This window comes from Flavisphingomonas formosensis (assembly GCF_009755815.1).
GTDB classification, from domain to species: domain Bacteria; phylum Pseudomonadota; class Alphaproteobacteria; order Sphingomonadales; family Sphingomonadaceae; genus Flavisphingomonas; species Flavisphingomonas formosensis.
On sequence record NZ_WRPK01000014.1, the window covers coordinates 44,959 to 67,064 of the forward strand.

Annotated in this window: 19 protein-coding genes; 11 read left to right on the forward strand and 8 right to left on the reverse strand. The window is 65.2% G+C overall.

Annotation, left to right across the window (positions count from 1 at the left end; all coding sequences use genetic code 11):
* Positions 1 to 155: 155 nt before the first annotated feature.
* Complete coding sequence (locus GQY20_RS28440; RefSeq protein WP_157220557.1) at positions 156 to 1,151, reverse strand: 2-hydroxyacid dehydrogenase; 996 nt, start codon at positions 1,149 to 1,151, stop codon at positions 156 to 158.
* 185 nt (positions 1,152 to 1,336) lie between these two features.
* Here GQY20_RS28440 and GQY20_RS28445 point away from each other — a divergent pair, with 185 nt between their 5' ends.
* Positions 1,337 to 1,855, forward strand: a complete 519-nt coding sequence (locus GQY20_RS28445; RefSeq protein WP_157220558.1) for an SH3 domain-containing protein — start codon at positions 1,337 to 1,339, stop codon at positions 1,853 to 1,855.
* A gap of 14 nt (positions 1,856 to 1,869) precedes the next feature.
* Here GQY20_RS28445 and GQY20_RS28450 read toward each other — a convergent pair whose 3' ends face one another.
* Entirely contained in the window at positions 1,870 to 4,110 is a 2,241-nt protein-coding gene (locus GQY20_RS28450; protein ID WP_198351263.1) for a bifunctional diguanylate cyclase/phosphodiesterase, read from the reverse strand.
* Positions 4,111 to 4,338: 228 nt separating this feature from the next.
* On the opposite strand from GQY20_RS28450, the gene GQY20_RS28455 reads away from it, so the two are divergent.
* The 3 genes from GQY20_RS28455 (at position 4,339) to GQY20_RS28465 (ending at position 7,338) form a co-directional block, all read left to right on the forward strand.
* On the forward strand, positions 4,339 to 5,088 hold the full coding sequence (locus GQY20_RS28455) for a hypothetical protein (RefSeq protein ID WP_198351264.1): 750 nt from the start codon (positions 4,339 to 4,341) through the stop codon (positions 5,086 to 5,088).
* Between the two features lie 9 nt (positions 5,089 to 5,097).
* Positions 5,098 to 5,859 carry a class I SAM-dependent methyltransferase gene (locus tag GQY20_RS28460; RefSeq protein ID WP_157220560.1) on the forward strand — a complete coding sequence of 254 codons (762 nt, stop codon included), beginning with the start codon at positions 5,098 to 5,100 and terminating at the stop codon, positions 5,857 to 5,859.
* Between the two features lie 75 nt (positions 5,860 to 5,934).
* The gene (locus GQY20_RS28465) at positions 5,935 to 7,338 is read left to right on the forward strand and encodes an AMP-binding protein (RefSeq protein ID WP_157220561.1); all 1,404 of its coding nucleotides are present in this window, start codon (positions 5,935 to 5,937) and stop codon (positions 7,336 to 7,338) included.
* 95 nt (positions 7,339 to 7,433) lie between these two features.
* Here the strand turns inward: GQY20_RS28465 and GQY20_RS28470 are convergent, their stop codons facing one another.
* On the reverse strand, positions 7,434 to 7,883 hold the full coding sequence (locus GQY20_RS28470) for an NfeD family protein (RefSeq protein WP_157220562.1): 450 nt from the start codon (positions 7,881 to 7,883) through the stop codon (positions 7,434 to 7,436).
* Positions 7,880 to 8,854, reverse strand: a complete 975-nt coding sequence (locus GQY20_RS28475) for an SPFH domain-containing protein (RefSeq protein WP_157220563.1) — start codon at positions 8,852 to 8,854, stop codon at positions 7,880 to 7,882. The genes GQY20_RS28470 and GQY20_RS28475 overlap by 4 nt, the downstream gene beginning before the upstream one ends.
* 218 nt (positions 8,855 to 9,072) lie before the next feature.
* Here GQY20_RS28475 and GQY20_RS28480 point away from each other — a divergent pair, with 218 nt between their 5' ends.
* The 5 genes from GQY20_RS28480 to GQY20_RS28500 all read left to right on the forward strand — a co-directional run bounded on the left by GQY20_RS28480 (position 9,073) and on the right by GQY20_RS28500 (position 14,241).
* Complete coding sequence (locus GQY20_RS28480; RefSeq protein ID WP_157220564.1) at positions 9,073 to 10,011, forward strand: M28 family peptidase; 939 nt, start codon at positions 9,073 to 9,075, stop codon at positions 10,009 to 10,011.
* A 146-nt stretch (positions 10,012 to 10,157) separates the two neighbouring features.
* Positions 10,158 to 11,615 (forward strand): IMP dehydrogenase, encoded by a 1,458-nt coding sequence (guaB, locus tag GQY20_RS28485; RefSeq protein ID WP_157220565.1) that lies wholly within the window; start codon positions 10,158 to 10,160, stop codon positions 11,613 to 11,615.
* Between the two features lie 51 nt (positions 11,616 to 11,666).
* Positions 11,667 to 12,497, forward strand: a complete 831-nt coding sequence (locus GQY20_RS28490) for a TIGR02452 family protein (protein ID WP_157220566.1) — start codon at positions 11,667 to 11,669, stop codon at positions 12,495 to 12,497.
* A complete protein-coding gene (locus GQY20_RS28495) occupies positions 12,494 to 13,675 on the forward strand; it encodes an RsmB/NOP family class I SAM-dependent RNA methyltransferase (RefSeq protein ID WP_157220567.1) in 1,182 nt (393 codons plus the stop codon). The genes GQY20_RS28490 and GQY20_RS28495 overlap by 4 nt, the downstream gene beginning before the upstream one ends.
* A 35-nt stretch (positions 13,676 to 13,710) precedes the next feature.
* Positions 13,711 to 14,241, forward strand: coding sequence for a hypothetical protein (locus GQY20_RS28500; protein WP_157220568.1), 531 nt, complete (start codon positions 13,711 to 13,713; stop codon positions 14,239 to 14,241).
* 41 nt (positions 14,242 to 14,282) lie between these two features.
* Here the strand turns inward: GQY20_RS28500 and rsmA are convergent, their stop codons facing one another.
* The 4 genes from rsmA to GQY20_RS28520 all read right to left on the reverse strand — a co-directional run bounded on the left by rsmA (position 14,283) and on the right by GQY20_RS28520 (position 19,776).
* Positions 14,283 to 15,110, reverse strand: coding sequence for a 16S rRNA (adenine(1518)-N(6)/adenine(1519)-N(6))-dimethyltransferase RsmA (gene rsmA, locus GQY20_RS28505; RefSeq protein WP_157220569.1), 828 nt, complete (start codon positions 15,108 to 15,110; stop codon positions 14,283 to 14,285).
* The gene (pdxA, locus tag GQY20_RS28510; RefSeq protein ID WP_157220570.1) at positions 15,107 to 16,105 is read right to left on the reverse strand and encodes a 4-hydroxythreonine-4-phosphate dehydrogenase PdxA; all 999 of its coding nucleotides are present in this window, start codon (positions 16,103 to 16,105) and stop codon (positions 15,107 to 15,109) included. The genes rsmA and pdxA overlap by 4 nt, the downstream gene beginning before the upstream one ends.
* Positions 16,106 to 16,112: 7 nt before the next feature.
* On the reverse strand, positions 16,113 to 17,426 hold the full coding sequence (locus GQY20_RS28515; RefSeq protein WP_157220665.1) for a peptidylprolyl isomerase: 1,314 nt from the start codon (positions 17,424 to 17,426) through the stop codon (positions 16,113 to 16,115).
* A 121-nt stretch (positions 17,427 to 17,547) separates the two neighbouring features.
* A complete protein-coding gene (locus tag GQY20_RS28520; RefSeq protein ID WP_408641147.1) occupies positions 17,548 to 19,776 on the reverse strand; it encodes an LPS-assembly protein LptD in 2,229 nt (742 codons plus the stop codon).
* 270 nt (positions 19,777 to 20,046) lie between these two features.
* On the opposite strand from GQY20_RS28520, the gene GQY20_RS28525 reads away from it, so the two are divergent.
* Positions 20,047 to 21,501: a leucyl aminopeptidase gene (locus GQY20_RS28525; RefSeq protein ID WP_157220572.1), complete on the forward strand. Its 1,455-nt coding sequence runs from the start codon at positions 20,047 to 20,049 to the stop codon at positions 21,499 to 21,501.
* Between the two features lie 19 nt (positions 21,502 to 21,520).
* Positions 21,521 to 21,961 carry a DNA polymerase III subunit chi gene (locus tag GQY20_RS28530; RefSeq protein WP_157220573.1) on the forward strand — a complete coding sequence of 147 codons (441 nt, stop codon included), beginning with the start codon at positions 21,521 to 21,523 and terminating at the stop codon, positions 21,959 to 21,961.
* Positions 21,962 to 22,106 lie beyond the last annotated feature (145 nt).

Genomic DNA, 22,106 nt, shown 5'->3' on the forward strand with positions numbered 1-22,106 from the left:
GTGCGGGCGGGACGCACGGCATGCATCGGCAGCCTTCGACATGTTCCGCCCGGCAGGTTGAAGTCCGGTTCCTCGGTCAGTCCCTCTGACGTCTTAACCACGGCTTCAACACGTCGGCGCGTCGGCTGGTTCCCTGCGCCCGCCGCTCTCTGGTGTCAGATCCATCCCTCGAGCACCTGATCGGGCGGCCGATGTCCATCGATCCAGGCGCGGATGTTGGCGATCACCTTGGTGCCCATCGCCTCGCGCGCCTCATAGGTGGCGGAGCCCATGTGTGGCAGCACGACGACATTATCGAGCGCGGCGAGGCGGGGATCGATCGCCGGCTCATGCTCGAACACATCGAGCCCCGCTCCGGCGATGCCGCCGGCTTCCAGCGTCGCGATCAGCGCAGTTTCGTCCACGATCTCGCCGCGTGCGGTGTTGATGAGATAGCTCTGGGGGCCGAGCAGCGCCAGCCGGCGGGCATCCAGCAGATGATGGGTCTGCGGTGTGTGGGGGCAGTTGATCGTCAGAAAGTCGATGCGGCCAAGCATGGCGTCGAGATCCGGCTCGTACTGCGCTTTCAACTCCTGCTCGACGATCTGGGGCAGGCGATGACGGTTATGATAACGCACCGAGAGGCCGAATGCGCGGGCTCGGCGTGCGACCGCCTGGCCGATCCGGCCCATGCCGACGATGCCCAGAGTCTTGCCCGTGATGCGATGGCCCAGCATGCCGCACGGGCTCCAGCCACGCCAGCCGCCGGCGCGGGCGAGGCGCTCGCCTTCGAAGAGTCGACGTGGAACGGCGAGAATCAGTGCCATCGCCATGTCGGCGGTGTCCTCGGTCAACACGCCGGGCGTGTTGGTGACGATTATGCCTCGGCGGCGCGCGGCCTTGAGATCGATATGGTCCACGCCCGCGCCGAAATTGGCGATGAGCTTGAGCTGCGGCCCGGCCGCGTCGATCAGCATCGCATCGATATCGTCAGTGACGGTCGGGACCAGCACGTCGGCGCGCGCCATCGCCCCAGCCATGCGCGCCCGCTCATAGGGGGCGTCTTCGGCGTTGAATTCGGTCCGGAAGAGCTGGCCCATGCGTGCTTCGACGCCGGGGGTGAGTCGTCGGGTGACGACGATCTTGGGATGTTCCGGGCGTTCGGCGGCCATGCCGAGCGCTTGGCGGTTCGCTCCATGGCCGTCAAGAGCTACGGAGCGCGGCCGGACCGCTTCATCCAGCGGTGGTTCAGAATGCTGAAGATCCGGGTAAGCCATATTTGCGCGAAAGGCCGGTTCCGCCCGGATCGAAACGGGCCTACTGTCCTTTCTTCCTTAGTGTTCGAATGGTTGTATTCATGCGTGGAATCAGGGGATGCGCGCGGTTTGCCGCGGTCACGGCTGCGGTTCTGGTCACGGCTTCAGCGCTGGCCGCGCCCGATCGCAACCCGCCTTACTGGGCGTCGATCTCGGCTGGCCAGGCTCGGATGCGCACCGGACCCGGACGCAATTTCCCGAGCTCCTGGCTGTATCGCCGCGCCGATCTGCCGGTGAAGGTGGTTCAGGTCATCAAGGCCGACGAACACAGCAAGGGCGAGGCGAGCTGGCGCAAGATCCAGGATCCCGATGGAACGACCGGCTGGATGCTGGTCAATCTCCTGTCGGATCGGCGCACCGCGATCGTGACGGGTAGTATCCGCCCCATGTATGCCAAGCCCGATGCCGGATCGGCGATCGTATGGCGCGCTGCGCCAGGCGTCGTGGGCCGCATAAGTCACTGCTCGGACGGTTGGTGCCTGTTCAACGTGCGCGGCCAAGAAGGCTATATCGAGACCGGCGGGATATGGGGCGTCGACCCGGGCGAAGTGATCGACTGACGCTTTGGCGAAGTTCAGCCTCGCGCCACCTGCAGGGGCTGGCGCTTGGGGCCGCCGCTGCGTGGCGTAGAAATGAAGGCCAATATGTCTTCAAGGGGAAGCGGCCGAGAGATCCAGTAGCCCTGCGCTTCGGTGCAGCCCAGTGCCTGGATCATCGCCAGTTCCGCGGCCGATTCGACACCCTCGGCAACGATGTCCATGCGCAGGCCGCGGCCGATATGGACGATCGCCTCGATGATCGGCCGGAGCCGTTCCAGCGAGCCGGAGGAAACGAAGGATCGATCGATCTTGATCTTGCTGAATTCGAAGCGATGCAGGTAGCCGAGGCTCGAATAGCCTGTGCCGAAGTCGTCGAGCGCCATGCGGAAGCCGAGCTTGCGGATGTCCTCGAAGCTGCGCTCGGTGGCGCCGTCGGCATCGATGAGCATGCTCTCGGTGACTTCCAGGACGATGCGCCGGGGATCGACACTGAACAGGCGAGCCAGCTGGTCCAGCCGGTCGGGCAGGTGTCGCTGGCGGAGCTGCACGGGCGAAAGGTTGATCGCGATGTCGACATTGGCGAACCGATGCGCCTCGCGGAATACCTGCTCCAGGATATGATCGCCCAAAGGGACCATCAGGCCACCCTGTTCTGCCAGCGAGATGAACCGGCCCGGTTCGATCAGGCCCTTTTTCGGATGTTTCCAGCGCACCAGTGCTTCGACCGAGGTTACCTGCCCGGTTCGCACCGAGATAACGGGCTGATAATACATCTGGATCTGGCTGGTGCCGATTGCGGCGCGCAGATCCGTTTCGATCTCGTGGCGGCTGCGCACTTCCTCCGCCATGCTCGCTTCGAACAGCGCATAGCGGTTGCGGCCGAGATCCTTGGCGCGATAGAGGCTGATATCCGCATCCTGCACGACGCGGTCGGGATCGGCTTCGCCCGACGCAGCAACGGCGATGCCGACCGATGCCGTCACTTCGATCTGCTGGTTCCCGACATCGAACGGACGCTTGAACGCGGCCATGATCGTCTCGCCGAGCTTGGCCGGATCCTCGCCCGGCACGATTTCCCGCATCACCGCGAACTCGTCGCCGCCGAGGCGAGCCAGCATGTCGCGCGGCCGCAGCAGATCCTTGAGGCGAGGGCCGATCTGGATGATCAGCGAATCACCGGCGCCGTGCCCGATCGCGTCGTTCACGTCCTTGAAGCGATCGACGTCGACATAGGCGATCGCAATCCGGTTCGATGAGTTTTCCCGCGCGAGCAGGCTTAGCCTGGTGCGCAGGGTCTGAATGAAGTTCCGGCGGTTCGGCAACTGTGACAGGCCGTCGTGCATCGCCATGAAGCGGGCACTGGCTTCCTGGTCGCGCAGCTTGGCGTAGGCCTCGTTGAGCCGGCGGAAGATCATCATGGTGTAGAAGGCGGCGACGATCAGCAGCACGGCGAAGATCGGCAGGATGCGTGTCAGCAGCAGCTGACCGGGCTTCGGCGAGGTCCAGCTCATCATCGCGGCCACTTCGCCTTCGTCGGAGACGAGAGGTACGGCCTGGCTGTCGGTCACATTCGCCGGATCCAGTCGTATCGCGCCGATCTTGATGCTGCGGCCGATGAGATCCATCATCGCCTGATCGATCTTGACCACGCTGACCATCAGATAGGGGCGGGGCAGCAGCAGGCTTGTATCGACCGTTGGCACGATCGTCATGATCGAGACGATGACGGGGCCTTCCGGGCCGGAGAGGATGTTGGCCGCCCAGCGCGCGGAGCGAGCGCCCTGCAGGCGGCTGTAACGTTGTTGGTTAAGGCCGAACAGGCGGTCCCGTTCCAGATAGGTACGCTTCTTGGCGCTGCGCACCTCGGCGATCATCGGACCTACCTTGCTTCGGATTTCCTCGAACTGCGCGGCATCGAGATGCTTGCCGTGGGCATAGCCGTAGATCACCCGATCGGACGGATCGAGAATATAGACCTGATCGTGGCCATAACCCTCGGTGAAGTAGGCGCCGACCTCCTCGTCGAACCAATTGACGTTGAAGATTTTCCCCTGCGCGGCACGCGTGCTCTCATCCCAGAGCGCGATGCCCTTCTGCTCCATCAGCGTCCGGTTGACCGCATCGCTGAGCGCCGCGCTGATCAGGTCGCGTTGCGAATTCCGCGCGGCATTGTTCATCGAAATGCCCGCGTAGACGATGAAGAACAGTAATGCGCTGCTGATCGCGAGCAGCATCAGCGAGACGCCGAAGGTGGGCGTGCCGATTCGGCCGGGCACGCTTCCTCCTGTTGATTCCACCATCAATCGCTCCTGCCGCAGGCGCAGCTCGGCCCCCACAAGCGGGCACCCTAAGCAGCGGTGGTCACTTTTTGATTAAGGTTTTGCGGGAATCGCCTTCCCGACGAAACCAAAATGGTTTATAGGATTTTAACCTAACGGCGCGGTTTTGGTCATATCCCTGGCCTTGCGGGCACCGAATCGGTTAAAAATGATGGGGCATTTCTGATGGACGAGTATTTCCTGGCATCTCGGGCAGACAGCCCGGAGATCGCTAAGGCTGCGCTCGTCGTCGATCAGGCGGCGTGGTCCGGCCTTGAGTTTCTGAACTTCACCCAGGCAAGCTTCGACCATTATCAGGCGCTGCTGGATCATTATGCGGACCATCAGATCTGCCTGGTCGACGCGCGCCACAAATATGTCGTTGCGGTCGGAAATTGCGTCCCGCTCTATAGCGAGGATATGAGCCAGCTTCCCGAAGACGGCTGGGACTGGGCGGTGCGGACCGCCTATGAGACCCGCGACCGGACGCCGAATATTCTAATCGGCCTCGCCGTCTCCGTTCCCAAAGTTCACCAGGGCAAGGGCCTCGCCCGTCGGGTGATCAAGGCCATGGGGGACGTTGCGCGCTCGCGCGGCCTCGCCGGGCCGTGGATCCCTGTTCGGCCTTCTGCCAAGCATCGCTATCCGGACGTCTCGATCTCGGACTATGTGACGTGGGACAATGGCAGCGGCGCGCCCTTCGATCCCTGGCTGCGCAGCCATGTCGCGATGGGCGCGACGATCCTCGGTCCGTGCGCACGCTCGATGTCGGTCGAGGAGCCGGTGGGCTTTTGGGAAAGCTGGACCGGCCGTCACTTCGATCAGTCCGGACCGGTCGAGATTCAAGGCGGCCTGGTTCCGGTGGATATTGATATCGAGAGCGGTGTCGGCCGATATGTCGAACCCAATGTTTGGGTTACATATACTAGGCAGTGAGCGAGGCTGATGGGCTCGTCGAGCGGTGAGGGCGAGCCCCTCGCATCCAGCAACAGCGGCTATGATTGGGATGCCTTCGATAGCGAGGCCTATCTCGATCATTATTATCGCGAGCCGCATCCCGACGATGTCGATCTCGCGCGGCGAACGGCGGCGGCGATAGCGGCGGCGCCGCCTGCGGGCGCGGCGCTCGACATCATCGACGTGGGCACCGGCCCTAATCTCTTTCCCTGGCTGTGCGCTCTGCCGCGCGCCAGGAGCCTCACCGCCTGGGAATATTCGCGCCAGAATGTGGACTGGCTGCGGGAAGAACTGGCCGGTGACGAACTGCGTCCGCTCTGGCGCTATTATTGGGACGTCGTCAGCCCCGGACACGTGCCGGACGAGAATCCCGTCGCGGCGATCGCGGCGATCGCGAGGGTCGAGCAGGCGTCGATCTTCGATCTGCCCAAGGCGCAGTGGGATCTGGCGACGATGTTCTTCTGCGCCGAATCGATCACCCGTAGCGAGGCCGAATTCGCGAGCGCCTGCCGAGCCCTCGCCGAAGCCGTCCGTCCGGGCGGCACGCTGGTCGCGGCGTTTCTCGATCAGTCCCGCGGCTACGTAGTAGCGGATCGGCCTTTTCCGGCGCTTCCGGTCGACGCCGATGCCATTCGCGCGGCCTTCCATCCCTATGTCGGCGACATTTCTGTCGAGCCGATCGGCGGCAGCGAGGCCGAGACGCACAGCGGCTATACCGGCTCGCTCTTCATGGTTGCGCGCACCCGCTGAGAGGCTACCCCGTGCAGTCCCGGCGCGCCGCAAAACCGGTTTCCTCCGCTCGCCGCGATGCTTTAAGCGCCTCCTATGGACTCGAACTTCTATTCCCTGATCGAATCCCGCATGCTGTCCGATCGGACGGCGACCTGCCTGATCCTGCGGGACGGCGCCGAACTGAGCTATGGCGGGCTTGCCGCGCTGGTCGGGCGGATCGCGCGGTTGCTGGTCGATCGCGGTATAGCGCCGGGCGACCGCATGGTCGTGCAGACCGAAAAGACCCCCGAGGCGCTGGCACTTTATCTCGCCACGCTGAAGATCGGCGCCATCTACGCGCCGCTCAACAGCGCCTATACCGAAGCCGAAATGGCCTATTTCATCGGCGATGCCGAGCCTGCGCTGGTAGTGCGCGACGCGGTCGCGCTCGCGGGGGAGGCGGCCGCGCTGGAGCCGCTGGACCGCAGCGAGCCGCGTAGCGCCGACGATGTCGCGGCGCTGATCTATACGTCAGGCACCACCGGCCGCTCGAAAGGCGCCATGCTCACCCATGGCAATCTCGCCGCCAATGCGCAGGCGCTGATCGAGGCCTGGGGCTATGGCGGCGGAGACGTGCTGCTCCACGCGCTGCCGATCTTCCATGTCCACGGCCTGTTCATCGCCCTGCATTGCGCCTTGCTGACCGGTGGCGCGCTGATCTGGCTGCCGAAGTTCGACGAGAAGGACGTGCTGCGCATGCTGCCGCGCGCCACGGTGATGATGGGCGTGCCGACCTTCTATACGCGCCTGCTCGCGCAGCCGGGTTTCGAGCGGGCCGCGGCGGCGCATATGCGGCTGTTCGTGTCCGGCTCGGCACCGTTGCTGGAAAGCACCTTCGCCGAGTTCGAAGCCCGTACCGGTCAGCGCATCCTCGAGCGTTACGGCATGTCCGAGGCGATCGTGATCACCACCAATCCGCTGGTCGGCGATCGCGTGCCGGGCAGCGTGGGTTTCCCCTTGCCCGGCGTCGGCCTGCGGATCGCGGGCGGCGAGGACGCCGGCGGCATCGAGATATGCGGGCCGAGCGTGTTTTCCGGCTATTGGCGCATGCCGGAAAAGACCGCCGAGGAATTCACCGCCGACGGCTGGTTCAGGACCGGCGACGTCGGCCGCGCCGATGCGGACGGCCGCGTGTGGATCAGCGGCCGCGCCAAGGATCTGATCATCTCGGGTGGCTATAATGTCTATCCCAAGGAGATCGAACTGCTGCTCGATACGCTCGAGGGTATCGGCGAAAGCGCGGTCGTCGGCGTGCCGCATCCCGATTTCGGCGAAGCCGTGATCGCCGTGGCGACCGGGAAGGGCGACGAAGCTGCGCTGATCGCCGAGGCCCGGGCGCGTCTCGCCGGTTTCAAGACGCCGAAGCGCATTCTCTTCGTCGAGGAACTGCCGCGTAATGCGATGGGCAAGGTCCAAAAGAACCTGCTGCGCGATCGTTATGCTGGATTATTTGCCTGATAGGTTGGCGGCATCCCGGATCATGACGGCGTCGGAGGACGCTGTCCCGCAACCGGTAAACGAGGCACGGTAGGCCTGTCCGCGGCTCGGCGCTTTCAGTTCAGCCGTTCCACCAGCAACGTCGTTCCCGTCGCGCCGGTGACGCGCACGCGCGTGCCCTCCGGCATGTCGGGGCCTTCGGCATTCCACACGCCGTCACCCACTTTCACGCGGCCCTCGCCGCCCTCGATCGCGGCGACGACCAGCACCGTCTGTCCGATCAGCCGCGCCGCACGGTCGTTGAGCAGCGGGTCGCCGGTCGGACCCGGATTGGCCAGGAACCAGCGCCGCGCGGCATAGACCGCGGCGATCGCTATGACCGCGAACAAGGCGAATTGAGCCTCGATCGGGATGCCGAAAGCCAGCGTTACGGTGCCCGTCACCAGCGCGGCGACGCCCAGCCAGATGAGGAAGAAGCCGGGCGCGATCACCTCGGCGATGCCGAGCAGCACCCCGGCGGTCAGCCAGCACCATTGCGGATCGATCGCGATCCCGTCGATCGTCATGATCCGGCCTGCTCGAACGGACCAGGCCGGCGCGGCGCCGGTCGCGGTGAGGAAGGTGGATTGCCGGAGCCGCCGAGCGCGTCCTTTGCCAGTTCGCCGATGCCGCCTAGCGTGCCGATGAGCTGCGTCGCCTCCACTGGGAAGAGGATCGTCTTGGCGTTGGGCGAGGTAGCGAACTGGCTCACCGCTTCGACATATTTCTGCGCGATGAAATAGTTGATCGCCTGGGCGTTGCCGTTGGCGATCGCCTCGGACACGAGCCGGGTCGCGGTCGCCTCTGCCTGCGCGGCGCGTTCCCGCGCTTCGGCATCGCGGAAGGCGGCTTCGCGACGCCCTTCGGCCTCCAGTATCTGCGCCTGCTTCTGGCCCTCGGCGCGGTTGATCTCATTCTGCCGCGCGCCTTCCGATTCGAGGATCGAAGCGCGCTTCTCGCGCTCTGCCTTCATCTGGCGGGTCATGGCGTTGACGATGTCCGCCGGCGGCCGGATGTCCTTGAGCTCGACGCGGGTGATCTTGACGCCCCATGCCTCGGTCGCGTGATCGACCACGGCAAGCAGCCGGGCGTTGATTTCGTCGCGCTTGCTCAGCGTCTCGTCGAGGTCCATCCCGCCCATCACGGTGCGCAGGTTGGTCGTCGAAAGCTGCATGATCGCGATGTAGAGATCGCTCACCTCATAGGCGGCCTTGGCGGCATCGAGCACCTGGAAGAAGACGACGCCGTCAACCGCGACCATGGCGTTGTCCTTGGTGATGATCTCCTGGCCCGGAATGTCGAGCACCTGCTCCATCATGTTGATGCGGCGCCCGACGCGATAGAAGAAGGGTGTGTAGAAATTGAAGCCGGGATGCGCGACGCCGGTGAATTTTCCGAACCGCTCGATCGTATATTGATAGCCTTGGCGCACCACGGTGACGCCGGAGAACACGAAGGCGACGGCAAGCACCGTCACGAAGATGAAGAAATAACCCATGGGCCTCGCGCCTCTCCTCTGGTCTGCCCGCGATCATGCGCCTCATGGAGCGTGCCGCAAGCCGGAATCGGTACATCCTCCATGGAACAAGAATGGCCACGGGGGTGCGCAACGCTCCGGCCTGATGCCGCAAGGCGGCGATTGCCCCACCATTCGGTTACGCTATGCAGCCTGGAGCCGGCGCGTGCCGGCGAACGGAAGAGAACAGGAGGGCGTCGATGCTCGCGTTGCTGGCGGCCATGCTCGCCTCGGGATCCGTTCCGGAAATCGATCCCGCCGCGCTGCATCGCCATATCGCGGTGCTCGCCAGCGATGCGTTCGAGGGGCGCAAGCCCGGCACTCCCGGTGAGGCCAGGACCATCGCCTATATTTCGGCGGAGATGGAGAAGGCGGGCCTCACGGCCGGAGCCGGGGCAGGGGCCTGGTATCAGCCGGTGCGGCTCGGCGGATCGGGCGAGTCGCACAATGTGATCGGACGGATCGAGGGGCGTGATCCAGCTGCGGGCGCGGTGGTGCTGCTCGCCCATTGGGATCATCTCGGCCTGTGCCGGTCCGAAAGAGCCGAGGATCGCATCTGCAACGGCGCGATCGACAATGCGAGCGGCATCGCCGAATTGATCGAGCTCGGCCGGCTGCTCGCCGCCGCGCCGCGGCCGGTTCGCACCATTATTTTCCTTGCGACTACTGGGGAAGAAAGTGGCATGCGCGGTGTGCACGCCTTCCTGCGCCAGCCGCCGGTGCCGCTGCGATCGATCGTCGCGGCGGTCAATTTCGATTGTGTCGCCGTGGCGCCGCGCGATGCGCCGCTCGGCGTGATCGGCCGCGGGAAGACGGCGCTCGATCCGCTGATCGAGCGGATCGCGGCAGATGCAGGGCGAGTCGTGACCGACAGCCGGGGCGCGAACGCATATGTCAGCCGGCAGGATGGCTGGGCTTTCCTGCGCGCCGGCATTCCCGCCGTGATGGTTGGCGGCGCCTACGGCGACCTTCGGTGGCTGCGCTCTTTCATGTCGACCCGCTATCACCGCCCCAATGACGAGAGCGGCAGGCTGCTGGACGTCGCGGGCGCGGCGCAGGATGGAGCCTTTCTTTCCCTTTTCGCCCGTGCGCTGGCCGATCCGGCCCAGTTTGCTGGAAATGGTCGAGCGCCGGAGTGATTCTCGCGCGTGAGCGTAGGGCGTCTTCGGTGGATTTTCGGGTTTTGCAGTGCGACACAATCTGGAAACTGCGGTGCGCGATACCTATAGGACCGGCTCGACGAGAAGCCTCTCGACAGCAGCAGGACATGAGGATATCGGCGCGCATGGATATTACCCTCGGCCTTACATTCGATGATGTTCTCCTCCGGCCGGGTGCGTCCGAGGTCTTGCCGAGCATGGCCGATACGCGCACCCGGGTAAGCAGGGAGATCTCGCTCAACATACCCATATTGTCCGCCGCGATGGACACCGTCACCGAAGCAGACATGGCGATCGTGATGGCGCAGCTCGGCGGCCTCGGCGTTCTGCATCGCAATCTGACCGTGGAAGAGCAGGCGGCAGCAGTCCGCGCCGTCAAGCGTTTCGAATCGGGCATGGTGGTCAATCCGATCACCATCGGTCCAGACCAGACGCTCGCCGACGCGCAGGATCTGATGGCCCGCCATCGGATCAGCGGCATTCCCGTCACCGAGCCGTCCGGCAAGCTGGTCGGCATCCTCACCAATCGCGACGTGCGCTTCGCCGAAAATCCCAAGCAGCCGGTTCGAGAGCTGATGACCAGCCAGAATCTGGCGACGGTGCCGCTCGGCACCACGCAGGAGGATGCGCGGCGCCTGCTCCACCAGCGGCGGATCGAGAAGCTGCTCGTCGTCGATGATGCCTATCGCTGCGTCGGGCTCATCACCGTGAAGGATATTGAGAAGGCGGTCACCTATCCCTCCGCCACCAAGGACGGATCGGGGCGCCTCCGGGTCGCGGCCGCCACCACCGTCGGCGACAAGGGTTTCGCCCGCACCGAAGCGTTGATCGATGCGGAATGCGACCTGATCGTGGTCGATACCGCCCATGGCCACAACAAGGACGTCGCCCGTTCGGTCGAGCGGATCAAGAAGCTCTCCAACTCGGTGCAGATAGTTGCGGGCAATGTCGCGACGGCCGAGGCGACGCGCGCCCTCATCGACGCAGGCGCGGACGGCATCAAGGTGGGCATCGGTCCGGGATCGATCTGCACGACCCGCGTCGTTGCGGGCGTCGGCGTGCCGCAGCTCACGGCTGTGCTGGAGTCCGCGGAAGAGGCGCTGAAATCCGGCGTTCCGGTGATCGCGGACGGCGGCCTGCGCACCTCGGGCGACATCGCCAAGGCGCTTGCCGCCGGCGCAGCGAGCGTGATGGTCGGTTCGCTGCTCGCCGGCACCGAAGAGGCGCCGGGAGAAACCTTTCTTTACCAAGGCCGTGCCTATAAGAGCTATCGCGGCATGGGATCGGTGGGCGCCATGGCGCGCGGATCGGCCGATCGCTATTTCCAGCAGGATATCAAGGATCAGCTCAAGCTCGTTCCGGAAGGGATTGAGGGGCAGGTGCCCTATAAGGGGCCGGCCAAGGATGTGATCCATCAGCTCGTCGGCGGCGTGAAGGCTGCTATGGGCTATGTCGGGGCACCGACCATTGCTGAGCTGCGCGAGCGGGCACGTTTCGTGCAGATCACCAATGCGGGCCTGCGTGAAAGCCATGTTCATGACGTGACGATCACGCGTGAGGCCCCCAATTATCCGACACGCTGAGTGGAGAACCGCCCGTTCTGCGACGGGGTCGCGAACGGGCGGATCGAGCGGATGAACAGGGCGGCGAGAATCGCGGCGGCGGAGGAAACGCTCCGCATCGTCGAGACGGGCTGCTATCGTGCGGCTGACGACAGCGATATTTCCATCAAGGCGGCAGTCGAGCGCGCCGTCGCCGGAACACGTCTGTATCGAGGCGAGGATTTTCCGCTCCGGATCGAGCCAATCGTCACGGTTGCCAATTGCTTGATCGAATTGACCGGCGAAACCAGTCTGGCGGCGGCGCAGCGCCTCACCGGCGCGCAGGAGGATGCGGATATATGTATCCTTAACTTCGCCTCGGCCCGAAATCCGGGCGGCGGCTTTCTGAACGGCGCACAGGCGCAGGAGGAATCGCTCGCTCGTTCGTCGGCGCTTTATCCCTGTCTCGTCAGCCAATTCGACTATTATGCGCATAATCGCGCCCAGCCGTCCTGCCTCTATTCGGACTGGATGATCCACGCCCCGGCCGTCCCCGTGTTCAGGGACGATGCGGGGGAATTGCTGCTATCGCCTTATCATGCGGCCTTCATTACCGCTCCCGCCGTCAATGCCGGTGCGGTTCGCCAGAACGAGCCGGACGCGGTCCCGCGGATCGACGCGGTCAATCGCGAACGAGCGCGCAAGCTGCTGTGGCTCGCCAACCGCCACCGCCATCGCGACCTGATCCTCGGTGCCTGGGGATGTGGCGTCTTCCGGAATGATCCCAATAAGATTGCCGGGCTTTTTGAGGATCTGTTGAAGGGCGAATTCGCAAATTGCTTCGCCCGCGTGACCATGGCCGTGTTCGATCGTACCGCCGATCGGGCTGTCTATGGAGCCTTTGCAAAGCGGTTCGGTTCGTGACGCCCGGCGCGCGCGTCCAGGCCGCGATCGATCTGCTGGACGGCATCATCGCCGGTGCGCGCGATCAGGGTGCGGCTGCCGATACGCTGATCGCGCGCTATTTCGCCGAACGCCGCTACGCGGGATCGAAGGATCGGCGTGCGGTGCGCGATCTCGTCTATGCCGCGATCCGCCGGGCTGGGGAGCGGCCGGTGTCCGGACGCGCCGCGATGATCGGTCTCGCGGCCGGCGATCCGCCGTTGACTGCACTGTTCGACGGGTCGCGTCACGCTCCGGCGCCGATCGATCCGGGCGAAGCCGTGGCCGCGGCGGGCGTGGCGCCGGCTTGGCTGGAGGAGAAGCTCCGCGCGGCCATCGGCGCGGAGGAGCTGCCGGCGCTGCTCGATCGCGCGCCGCTGGACCTTCGCGTCAACCGGCTACGCGGGGATCGCGCCGCGGCTCTCGCGCTGCTGCCTGATGCGGTTGCCACGCCGCATGCGCCGGATGGTCTGCGCCTGCCCGAGGGGTTTCGGGTCGAAGCGACCGATGCCTGGCGGCAAGGCCTCGTCGAGGTGCAGGACGAAGGCAGCCAGTTGCTTGCGCATGCCTGCGGTGCAAAGCCGGGTATGACCGTGATCGATCTTTGCGCGGGCGCCGGCGGTAAGACGCTGGCGCTGGCGGCCGACATGGCCGATCGCGGCCGATTGATCGCGAGCGACGCCGATGCCGCACGGCTTGGCCGGCTGGCGCCGCGTGCCGATCGGGCCGGGGTGACGATCGTCGAGCGCCGCTTGCTCGATCATGGCCGCGAAGAGGCCGCGCTTACCGATTTGCGGGCCGTAGCGGATATCGTGCTGGTCGATGCGCCCTGTTCTGGCACCGGGACCTGGCGTCGCAATCCAGAAGCGCGTTGGCGGCTGTCGCCGGCGCGGCTCGAGCGTCTGGTGAGCCTTCAGGCACGATTGTTCGATCTCGCGGCGAAACTGGTCCGGCCGGGCGGCGCACTGGTCTATGCGGTATGCTCGCTGCTGCCGGATGAGGGGGAGGAGCAGGTGCGGGCGTTTCTCGTGCGCCATCCCGGCTGGGCGATCGAGGCCGACGGGCTCGCCGCAGGCCGTGAGCTTGGCGCCGGACGGGTGCTCACGCCGGCAAGGGACCATACCGACGGCTTTTTCGTCGCGAGACTGCGCGCAGCGTGATAGTAAGCGGTCAGGAGTCCGTCCTGGAGAAGTTGATGCGTTTCTCGCCGACCGCCATTGCCCTTGCTCTCTCTCTCGCTGCCGTGTCCAGCGTCGGACAAAGCCAGAAGCCCGACGATCAGATCAATCCACGTTCGATCGAGTTGTTGCAGCAGGCGGAAACGGCACGCCGGGCCGGCAATCTCGCAAATGCCGAGGACCTGCTTGAAACCGCGCTGGCGGTGGATCCGCGCAACCGCGCGGCATTCATCGCCATGGGCAAGGTGGCGCAGGCGCAGCAACTGCCCGGCAAGGCGATACGTTTCTACCGCGAGGCGCTTGCGCTCGAACCCAACGATACCGCGGCGCTCGCCGGGCAGGGCGAGGCGATGGTGCAGCGCGGTGCGATGACGCGGGCCCAGGCCAATCTCGCGCGCATCCGTGGCATCTGCAAAACCGAATGTGCCCCGGCGACCACGCTTGCCGCGGCGATCGCGAAGGGGCCGCCCGCGGCCGTCATGACGGCTCAGGCGGCCACGACCGTTCCGCCCAAGGGCGAGGAAGAGAAAGCGGCGCCTCAGCCCTGATCGGGAGGCGGGGCAGGCTGTCTTTGGGAGTCGATCCCGACCTACATCGCCCGGGCGATCTGGACGAACTCATCCACCGACAGCGTTTCCGCCCGGCGGGCGGAATCGATACCGACCGCCTCCAGGGCTGTGAGCGCGCCGGGTAGCGCTTTCAGGCTCTGGCGCAGCATCTTGCGCCGCTGGCCGAAAGCGGCGCCGGTCAGTGCCTCGATCGTTCGCACCTCGACGCCGTCCGGTTGCGAGGCGGGTGTGATGTGGACCACCGCCGACATCACCTTGGGAGGCGGCACGAAGGCGGAGCGATGGACGCTCATCGCGATCCGCGCCTGGCTGCGCCACTGCGCGAGAACGGCGAGGCGCCCATAGGCGCCGGATCCCGGCCTGGCGACGATCCGCTCTGCCACTTCCTTCTGGAACATCAGCGTGAGCGAACGCCACCATGGCGGCCAGCTTCCGCCGGTCAACCAGCGCACGAGCAACGCCGTGCCGACATTATAGGGGAGATTGGCGACGATATGGGCGCCGGCTCCTGCTTCGGCGGCCTCGTCCACCTCCATAGCATCGCCGGAAATGACACGCAGCCGTCCATCGGCGGCCGCGCTCAGTTCGGCAAGGGCAGGCAGGCAGCGTTCGTCTCGCTCGACGGCGACGACGCGGGCGCCGGCCCCAAGCAGAGCGCGGGTGAGACCGCCGGGTCCAGGACCGACCTCGTAGACGGCTTCGCCGTCGAGCGGGCCGGGAATGCGTGCGATCCGGTCGAGCAATTGCCCGTCGAGCAGGAAATTCTGCCCGAGGGCCTTGCTCGCGGCCAGGCCGTGACGCGCAATGACGTCCCGAAGCGGCGGCAGCGCGCCGAGCGAGTCGGTCATCCCTCCAGCGCGCGGAACACCGCGCATTCGCCTGCCATGGCGATCGCGGCGATCATCGCCCCCGGTTCGGCGCGATCCTGTCCGGCGATCGGGAAGGCGGTGCCGTGATCGGGCGCGGTGCGCACGATCGGCAGGCCCAGCGTCATGTTCACGCCTTCATCGAAATGCAGCGTCTTGAGCGGGATGAGCGCCTGATCGTGATACAGGCAGATGGCGGCATCGTAGGTCGCGCGGGCCCGGGGATGAAACATCGTGTCGGCGGCGAGCGGCCCCACCACGTCTATTCCTTCCTCCCGCGCCAGTTCGATCGCCGGCGTGATGACCTCGATCTCCTCGCGGCCGAGCGCGCCCTGCTCTCCGGCGTGCGGGTTGATGCCGGCCACTGCGAGGCGGGGCGAGGCGATGCCGAAGTTGCGACGTAGGCCGCGATCGGTGGTGCGGATCTTGGCGAGGAGCAGATCGACGCTGATCAGGTCGGGCACCTCGCGCAGCGCGACATGGGTAGTCACCGGCACGGCCCGCAATGTCGGCCCCGCCAGCATCATCGCCACATTCTCGCGCGAGATGCCGCAGCGTTCGGCGATGAACTCGGTCTGGCCGGCGTGGTTGAAACCGATCGCATAAAGCTGCGCCTTGCTCACCGGACCCGTCACCAGCGCTCCGGCGACGCCGGAGCGGGCGAGGCCCGCAGCGAGTTCCAGCGAATCGAGCGAACAGCGTGCGCCGGGCATGTTCGGCTCGCCGGGAATGATCGCGGCGGCATCGTCCACCTCGAAGATCGGCAGTGCCTCGCCAAAAAGTGTCTCGGCATCGGCCGGATCGGAAATGCGGATGATCGGGCCCTGCCATACGGCCTGGATCGACCGTGTGGCCCCGACGGCAAAGAACGGTGGCAGCTTGGCCGCGAGGCGTTGTTCCCAAGCCTTGGCGACGATCTCCGGTCCGATGCCGGCCGGATCCCCGAGCGAAACCGCAAGCGGGCTCACACGGCCCATGGCATGCTCATCGATAATCGACCACCGCGTCGCGCCGCAGGTCGCGCAGATAGCGCTGCGCACGGCGGTTCACGCGCTCTTCCTGCATCTGGTTGTAAATCTGGTCGTAGGACGGACCGTCCGACACCTGCGGATCGTCACGTCCGCACAGCACGAGCGAGCGGATGCCCTCCTGCAGCGATCCGAACGGCTGGGTTGCCTGGCCGATCGACAGATTGACCAGCATCGTCTGTAGCGCCGGCGGCAGATCGCGCACCTTCACCTGATCGCTTTGCACCACCTCGGCACCGATCTGCGAGGCGACCTCCTCGACCTTGCCGCAGCCCTGGATGCCCTGCACGGCCTTGGCGAACGCTTCCACCTTGGGGGCCGCCGTCGTCTGGGTGAGGTTGGGCGGGAAGGTGATCGAGATCTGCTTGAGGCTCAGCACCGCGTCGCGCGCGTCGGAGGTGAGCACCTGACGCTGGTCAACAAGTGCGATGACGGAGTAGCCGCCTGGTACGCTGATCGGATCGCTGATCTGGCCGTTGGTAAGAGTCTGCACGGCCTGGGCCAGCGCTTCGGGAAGCTGCCCTGCGCGCACCCAGCCGAGATCGCCGCCGACCGCGGCGGTCGATGCTTCGGAATATTGCCGTGCATAGGCGACGAAGGAGCCGCCCTTGCGGACCTGGTCGACGATGCGCTGGGCATTGGCGAGCACCTGCGCCTGGGTGTCCGGCGTCGCCGACAGATAGATTTCAGCGACGTGATATTCATGCGCGCCCTTGGAGGCATTGAGGCGGTCGATCACCGCCTTCACCTCTTCCTCGCTGACCGAAACGAAGGGCTCGACGCGCCGGCGCAACAGGCGATTCCACGAAAGTTCGCCTTCGATCTGGCGCTTGATCGAGGCTTCCGACGAGCCCTTCTCGCGCAGATAGGCGGCGAAATCATTGGGCGTGCGCTTGAAATTGGAAGATACGCGCTCGAACGTCTGCTGGATCTCCTCCTTGGAGATCTTGATGTCGTTAGCGCGCGCTTCCTGGATCTGCAGCGTCTCGTCGATCAGGTTGCGGAGCACCTGCAGCCGAAGCCGCTCCTTCTCGTCCTCGGGGATCTTGCCGCCATTCGCGGCTACCACCAGCGCCAGGCGCTGATCGACGTCCGTGTCGGTGATGATCGTACCGTTTACGATCGCCGTAGCCTTGTGGACGTTCGGATCGCTGTGGCCGAAAACGGTCAGATCCTTCGGCAGGTCGAGCCCCACCGACGGAGTCGCATCGTCATCGTCGCCGACGCTCTGGGCTATCGCCGTGGTGGCGGCCAGCAGCACGCCAGCCATGACGGCCGCCTTGCCCAGCCGCGAGATACCCTTCGATTGTACGATCACTCTCGCTCCATATGCTCGCGCTGCCCGCGTGCCTGCTGCGGGCTGCCATCCCCCATGTCGGCTGAACGCACGCTTAGCGGCCCAAATTCTTGAATGCCAGACGCAACAGGACCGTGCTTCCTGCCCGGGCGTCACCGGTTTGATCATAGTCGCGCTTCCAGGTCAGCCCGAATTCGAAACAATCGTCGTCATATTCGACGCCGATGCGATCGCGCACGGGCTGGTAGCCGTCGGCCAGCGACAGCGGATCCTCGCTCTTGCTGGTGAGGTCGACCACCGTCGATCCGAAGATCGACCAGTGCCGGTTGATCGCTATGCGCGCGCCCACCCGGATTTCCTCATGGTCCTGCAAGTCCTCGATATCGTTCACGATATTCCGGTTGAGGCGGAGATAGTCGACCGTGATGTAGGTCTGCTTGCTGCCGATCGTGGCGTCGATTTCGTTCCGCCGCAGCGCCAGCGTATCCTTGTCGAGCCGGAATCGGTGGCTCAGCTCCAGGAAGTTGCCATAGCGTATCTCGGTACGGCCGACGATGTCCGAGAAGCGATCGGTGAGGCCGGTCCCGACCGGGAAGAGCGAGGCCTTGTTGGTCAGGCGATAGCTCTGGCCGATCATCGTGGTGATCGAGAAGCGCGGCCGATCGAAATTCCATTCGAGGCCGTAGGTGACCCGGTTGCCATCCTCCCAGCGATCATAGCCAGGGAAGCGATTCAGCGCGAAGATGTTCGAATCGTCGAGGTCGAAGGCGCGCGAATCCTCATTGGGAATTTCGAGATTCTTCGTGGGCGGGGCCGCGACCAGCTGGACTCGCGGGGAGAGCACCTGGGTGCCGCCGAACAATTCGCCGACGAACGGCCAGCGCATGTCCGCGGCGAAGGCGGCGGTGCCGCGGCCTTGCCACCCCGCCATGCCGCGATAAATGTCGACCGAGGTCGAGAGGGTATTGCTGCTATGGTAGACGTCGCCGCGGCCGAAGGCGGTCAGGGTCAGCTCCTGGCCGAGTGGCGTGATCGTCCGCATATCCCACTCGATGCTGGCAAAGGCGCGTTGCGTGTCCTGTCCGGCTGTCCGAATGATGCCGAGGCTGTTCGCCTGGATCTGAAGCTGTCCGCCCAGTATCTTCTCCGGAAGGCGTAGCCGATAGTCGATCGCGGGCAAGGCGATCGGCTGCTTCCCTTGCGAATCCCCCGCGCGAAGCGTCTGCACGTACCAGCCGGCGATCGATAGATAGCTGTCCGCCGTGATCCGCTCAGCATTGACCATCGAGCGCAGCCGATCGTCATTGCTGATCGAGTAGCGGCGCAGGAACGTGCGGTCGCTCGATAGGCGCAGCACACCGGTCAGCGTCCAGTCGGTACCCAGCTGAAAGGTGCCATTGGCATCGATATAGCCGCGGATCGAGCGGGTTCCGACCAGGTTGGTCGTGGATTCGCCGATCGTCGTGGCAGGCAGGCGGGTTCCATAGGTGATCATGCCCCCGACCTGATAGGCGCCATAGGACAGCAGGCTGCGATATTTTGCCTCGAGCGCTGGCAGCACGCCGGTGTAGAGATAGGGCGTGACCGTCAGGTCCTTGTTCGGCGCGAGCTTGACATAATAGGGCAGCGCCAGCTGGAGCCCGTTGGTCCTGTTATACTGGATTTCGGGCACGAGAAGGCCGGGGCCGCCGCCGCCATTGCCGTCCGGATGCGAGATGCCGGGCAATGCCAGGATAGGCACGCCGAGGAGCGAGAGCGTCGCATCCTTGTAGAAGACGCGGTGCTTGGCAGGATTGTGGACCACCCGGACGGCATTGATCTGCCAGAGCGGCGTCTTCGGGCAGCCCTCGGAGCTCACCACAGCGCACGGGGTGTAGGCAGCGTGCTCCATCGTCGACACGCCATTCACCCGCGTGCCGTGCACTGCCGCGATGCGCCCGCCATTTTCGAGGACGAGCAGCATATTGTCCGCCACGCCGTCCTTGAGCGTGTCGGTCAGCTCGACATTGTCGCCATAGGCAATGTCTCCATTGGGATTGCGGATCGCGACGTTGCCGATCGCGCGGACCTGGCCGGTCGTCCGGTTCCAGGTCACCGTGTCGGCATGGAGTTCGTTGCCGTCGCGCAGCATGTGCACGGTTCCGGAAGCGGTGACGACGTCTGCCTTGTCGTCATAGGTCAGCGTATCGGCGGTGAATGTCACCTGCTGGTCATCCGCCGGCGGGGGCGTATCGGTAACGGGGGCGACGGCGGGCTCCGGACGCGTCAGATCCTGCGCACGAACGGCCGTGGCGGTGGAGAGCACCAACGGCAATGCGGACAGGCAAAGCAAACGAACCCTGATCACATGTCCCCGCGCGACCACCCTACGAAGGAGCGCCTATCGCATCTGTCTCGCCAGCCTGCAATCACTTGCGGCTCGGCCCATCCGAACTTCCCGGCATCCCCGGGTCGCGGCAGCGGCTGCGAGCCGTTGCGACGGCCATTCCAAAACGCGCTTGCGTTCCTAAATCGGTCGCTTCGAGCCTTGGCGGTTTCGCGGCGTCGCATTCCGTTCTAGAGCCTGTCCTTCGCTGAGGAGGTTTGCCTTTCCATGCTGGTCCGTTTTTCCGATACCCGTCCGTCCGGCGCCTATGTTCTCGCTCTCCCCGTCGCAGCCGGTACCGCGCTCGATCCCGCGCTGCCGCCGCTCGCCGCCAGCGCCGCCGGCGCGGCGCGCTTCGAGGGCGACAAGGGCAACATCCTCGAGCTGTATTTGCCGGAAGAGGGCGGGGTGCGTCGTACCCTGCTGTCCGGCGCCGGCTCCAATCCGGACGCAAAGGCCTGGGAAGCGCTGGGCTCGGCTCTGTCGGCACGCTTGCTAACCTCGGGTGAGGAAGTGCTGGTCGTCGATCTGTCGCGCGCAGGGACGGATGCAGGGGCCGGCGCGCATATCGCTTTCGGCGCGCTGCTGCGCAGCTGGCGCTACGACCTCTACCGTACCCGCTTGCCTGAAAAATCGCGCCCGAGCCTCAAGGAGGTCGTCATCGTCGGCGCGCCCGCGGGCGTCGAGGCCGCATGGGCGCCGCTGGAGGGCCTGGCCCAGGGCATCGCTTTCACGCGCGAGCTGGTCTCCGAGCCTGCCAACATCATCTATCCGGAAAGCTTTGTCGAACGCTGCCTGCCGATGCGTGAGCTCGGTGTCGAGATCAGCGTGCTGGACGAGGATGCGATGCGCGCCGCCGGCATGGGGGCGCTGCTCGGCGTTGCGCAGGGATCGGATCGTCCCGCACGCCTGCTCGTGATGCGCTGGAACGGCACCGGAGACAGCGGCAATCCGCCGCTCGCCTTCGTGGGCAAGGGCGTGACCTTCGATACCGGCGGCATCTCGCTGAAGCCGCCGGCGGGCATGGAGGACATGAAGTGGGACATGGGCGGGGCCGGTGCGGTGGCGGGCGCCATTCGCGCTCTCGCCGCGCGCAAGGCGAAGGTGCATGTCGTCGGCATCTGCGGACTCGTCGAAAACATGCCCGACGGCAAGGCGCAGCGCCCCGGCGATGTCGTCACCACCATGTCCGGCCAGACCGTCGAGGTGATCAACACCGATGCCGAGGGCCGGCTGGTGCTGTGCGATGCGCTCACCTGGGTGCAGAAAAATTATCAGCCGCATACGATCATCGATCTCGCGACGCTGACCGGCGCGATGATCATCGCGCTCGGCCACGAGCATGGGGGCCTCTTTTCGAACAGCGACACGCTGGCCGATCAGCTTCTCGCCGCCGGCAAGGCTTCGGGCGACGCGCTGTGGCGCTTCCCGCTTTCCGATGCCTATGACAAGCTGATCGAATCGCCGATCGCTGACATGAAGAATGTCGGTCCGCGCGATGCCGGCTCGATCTCGGCGGCCCAGTTCCTGCTGCGCTACATCGAAGGCGATACGCGTTGGGCGCATCTCGATATCGCCGGCATGGTCTGGGCGGCGAAGCCGGGCACGCTGTGGGACAAGGGCGCGACCGGCTTCGGCGTGCGCCTGCTCGATCAGTTCGTCGCGGATAATTTCGAGCGCTGAGCCGGCAGAGGCGGGCGCCGTGCGCGTTGATTTCTATCATCTCGCCGCGACGCCCGTCGAACGCGCGCTGCCGCGTATTGCAGAGCGAATCGTCGAAGGCGGCGGGCGGCTGCTCGTCGTTGCCGAAGAGAGGAGCTTGCTCGCACGGCTGGATGCGCATCTATGGACCTATCGACCGGACAGCTTCCTGCCGCATGGCCTGGCAGGGGAAGAGGGAGAGGCCGATCAGCTGGTCCTGCTGAGCAATGCGCCGGTGCCGCTCAACGCTGCCCGGGCTGTCGCGCTGGTGGATGGGCGCTGGCGGGAAGAGGCGCTCGCATTTGATCGCGCATTCCATTTCTTCGATTCGCTGACGATCGATGCTGCCCGGGCCGCCTGGCGCGGATTGGCCGGCCGGGACGGGATCGATCGATATTTCTGGCGCCAGGACGAAGCAGGGCGCTGGAAGGAAGCGGGTTGATCGGCCAGTACGCGGTATTTTTATCATAAAGCCGCTTGCGTCCGGTTATATCTGATGCAGATGCGTAGAATATTCTTTGTAAAAAGACGCATTCGTCATTAATCTGCCTGTCGTTTGGAGAGCGGGGTAGCCGCCACGAACCTAG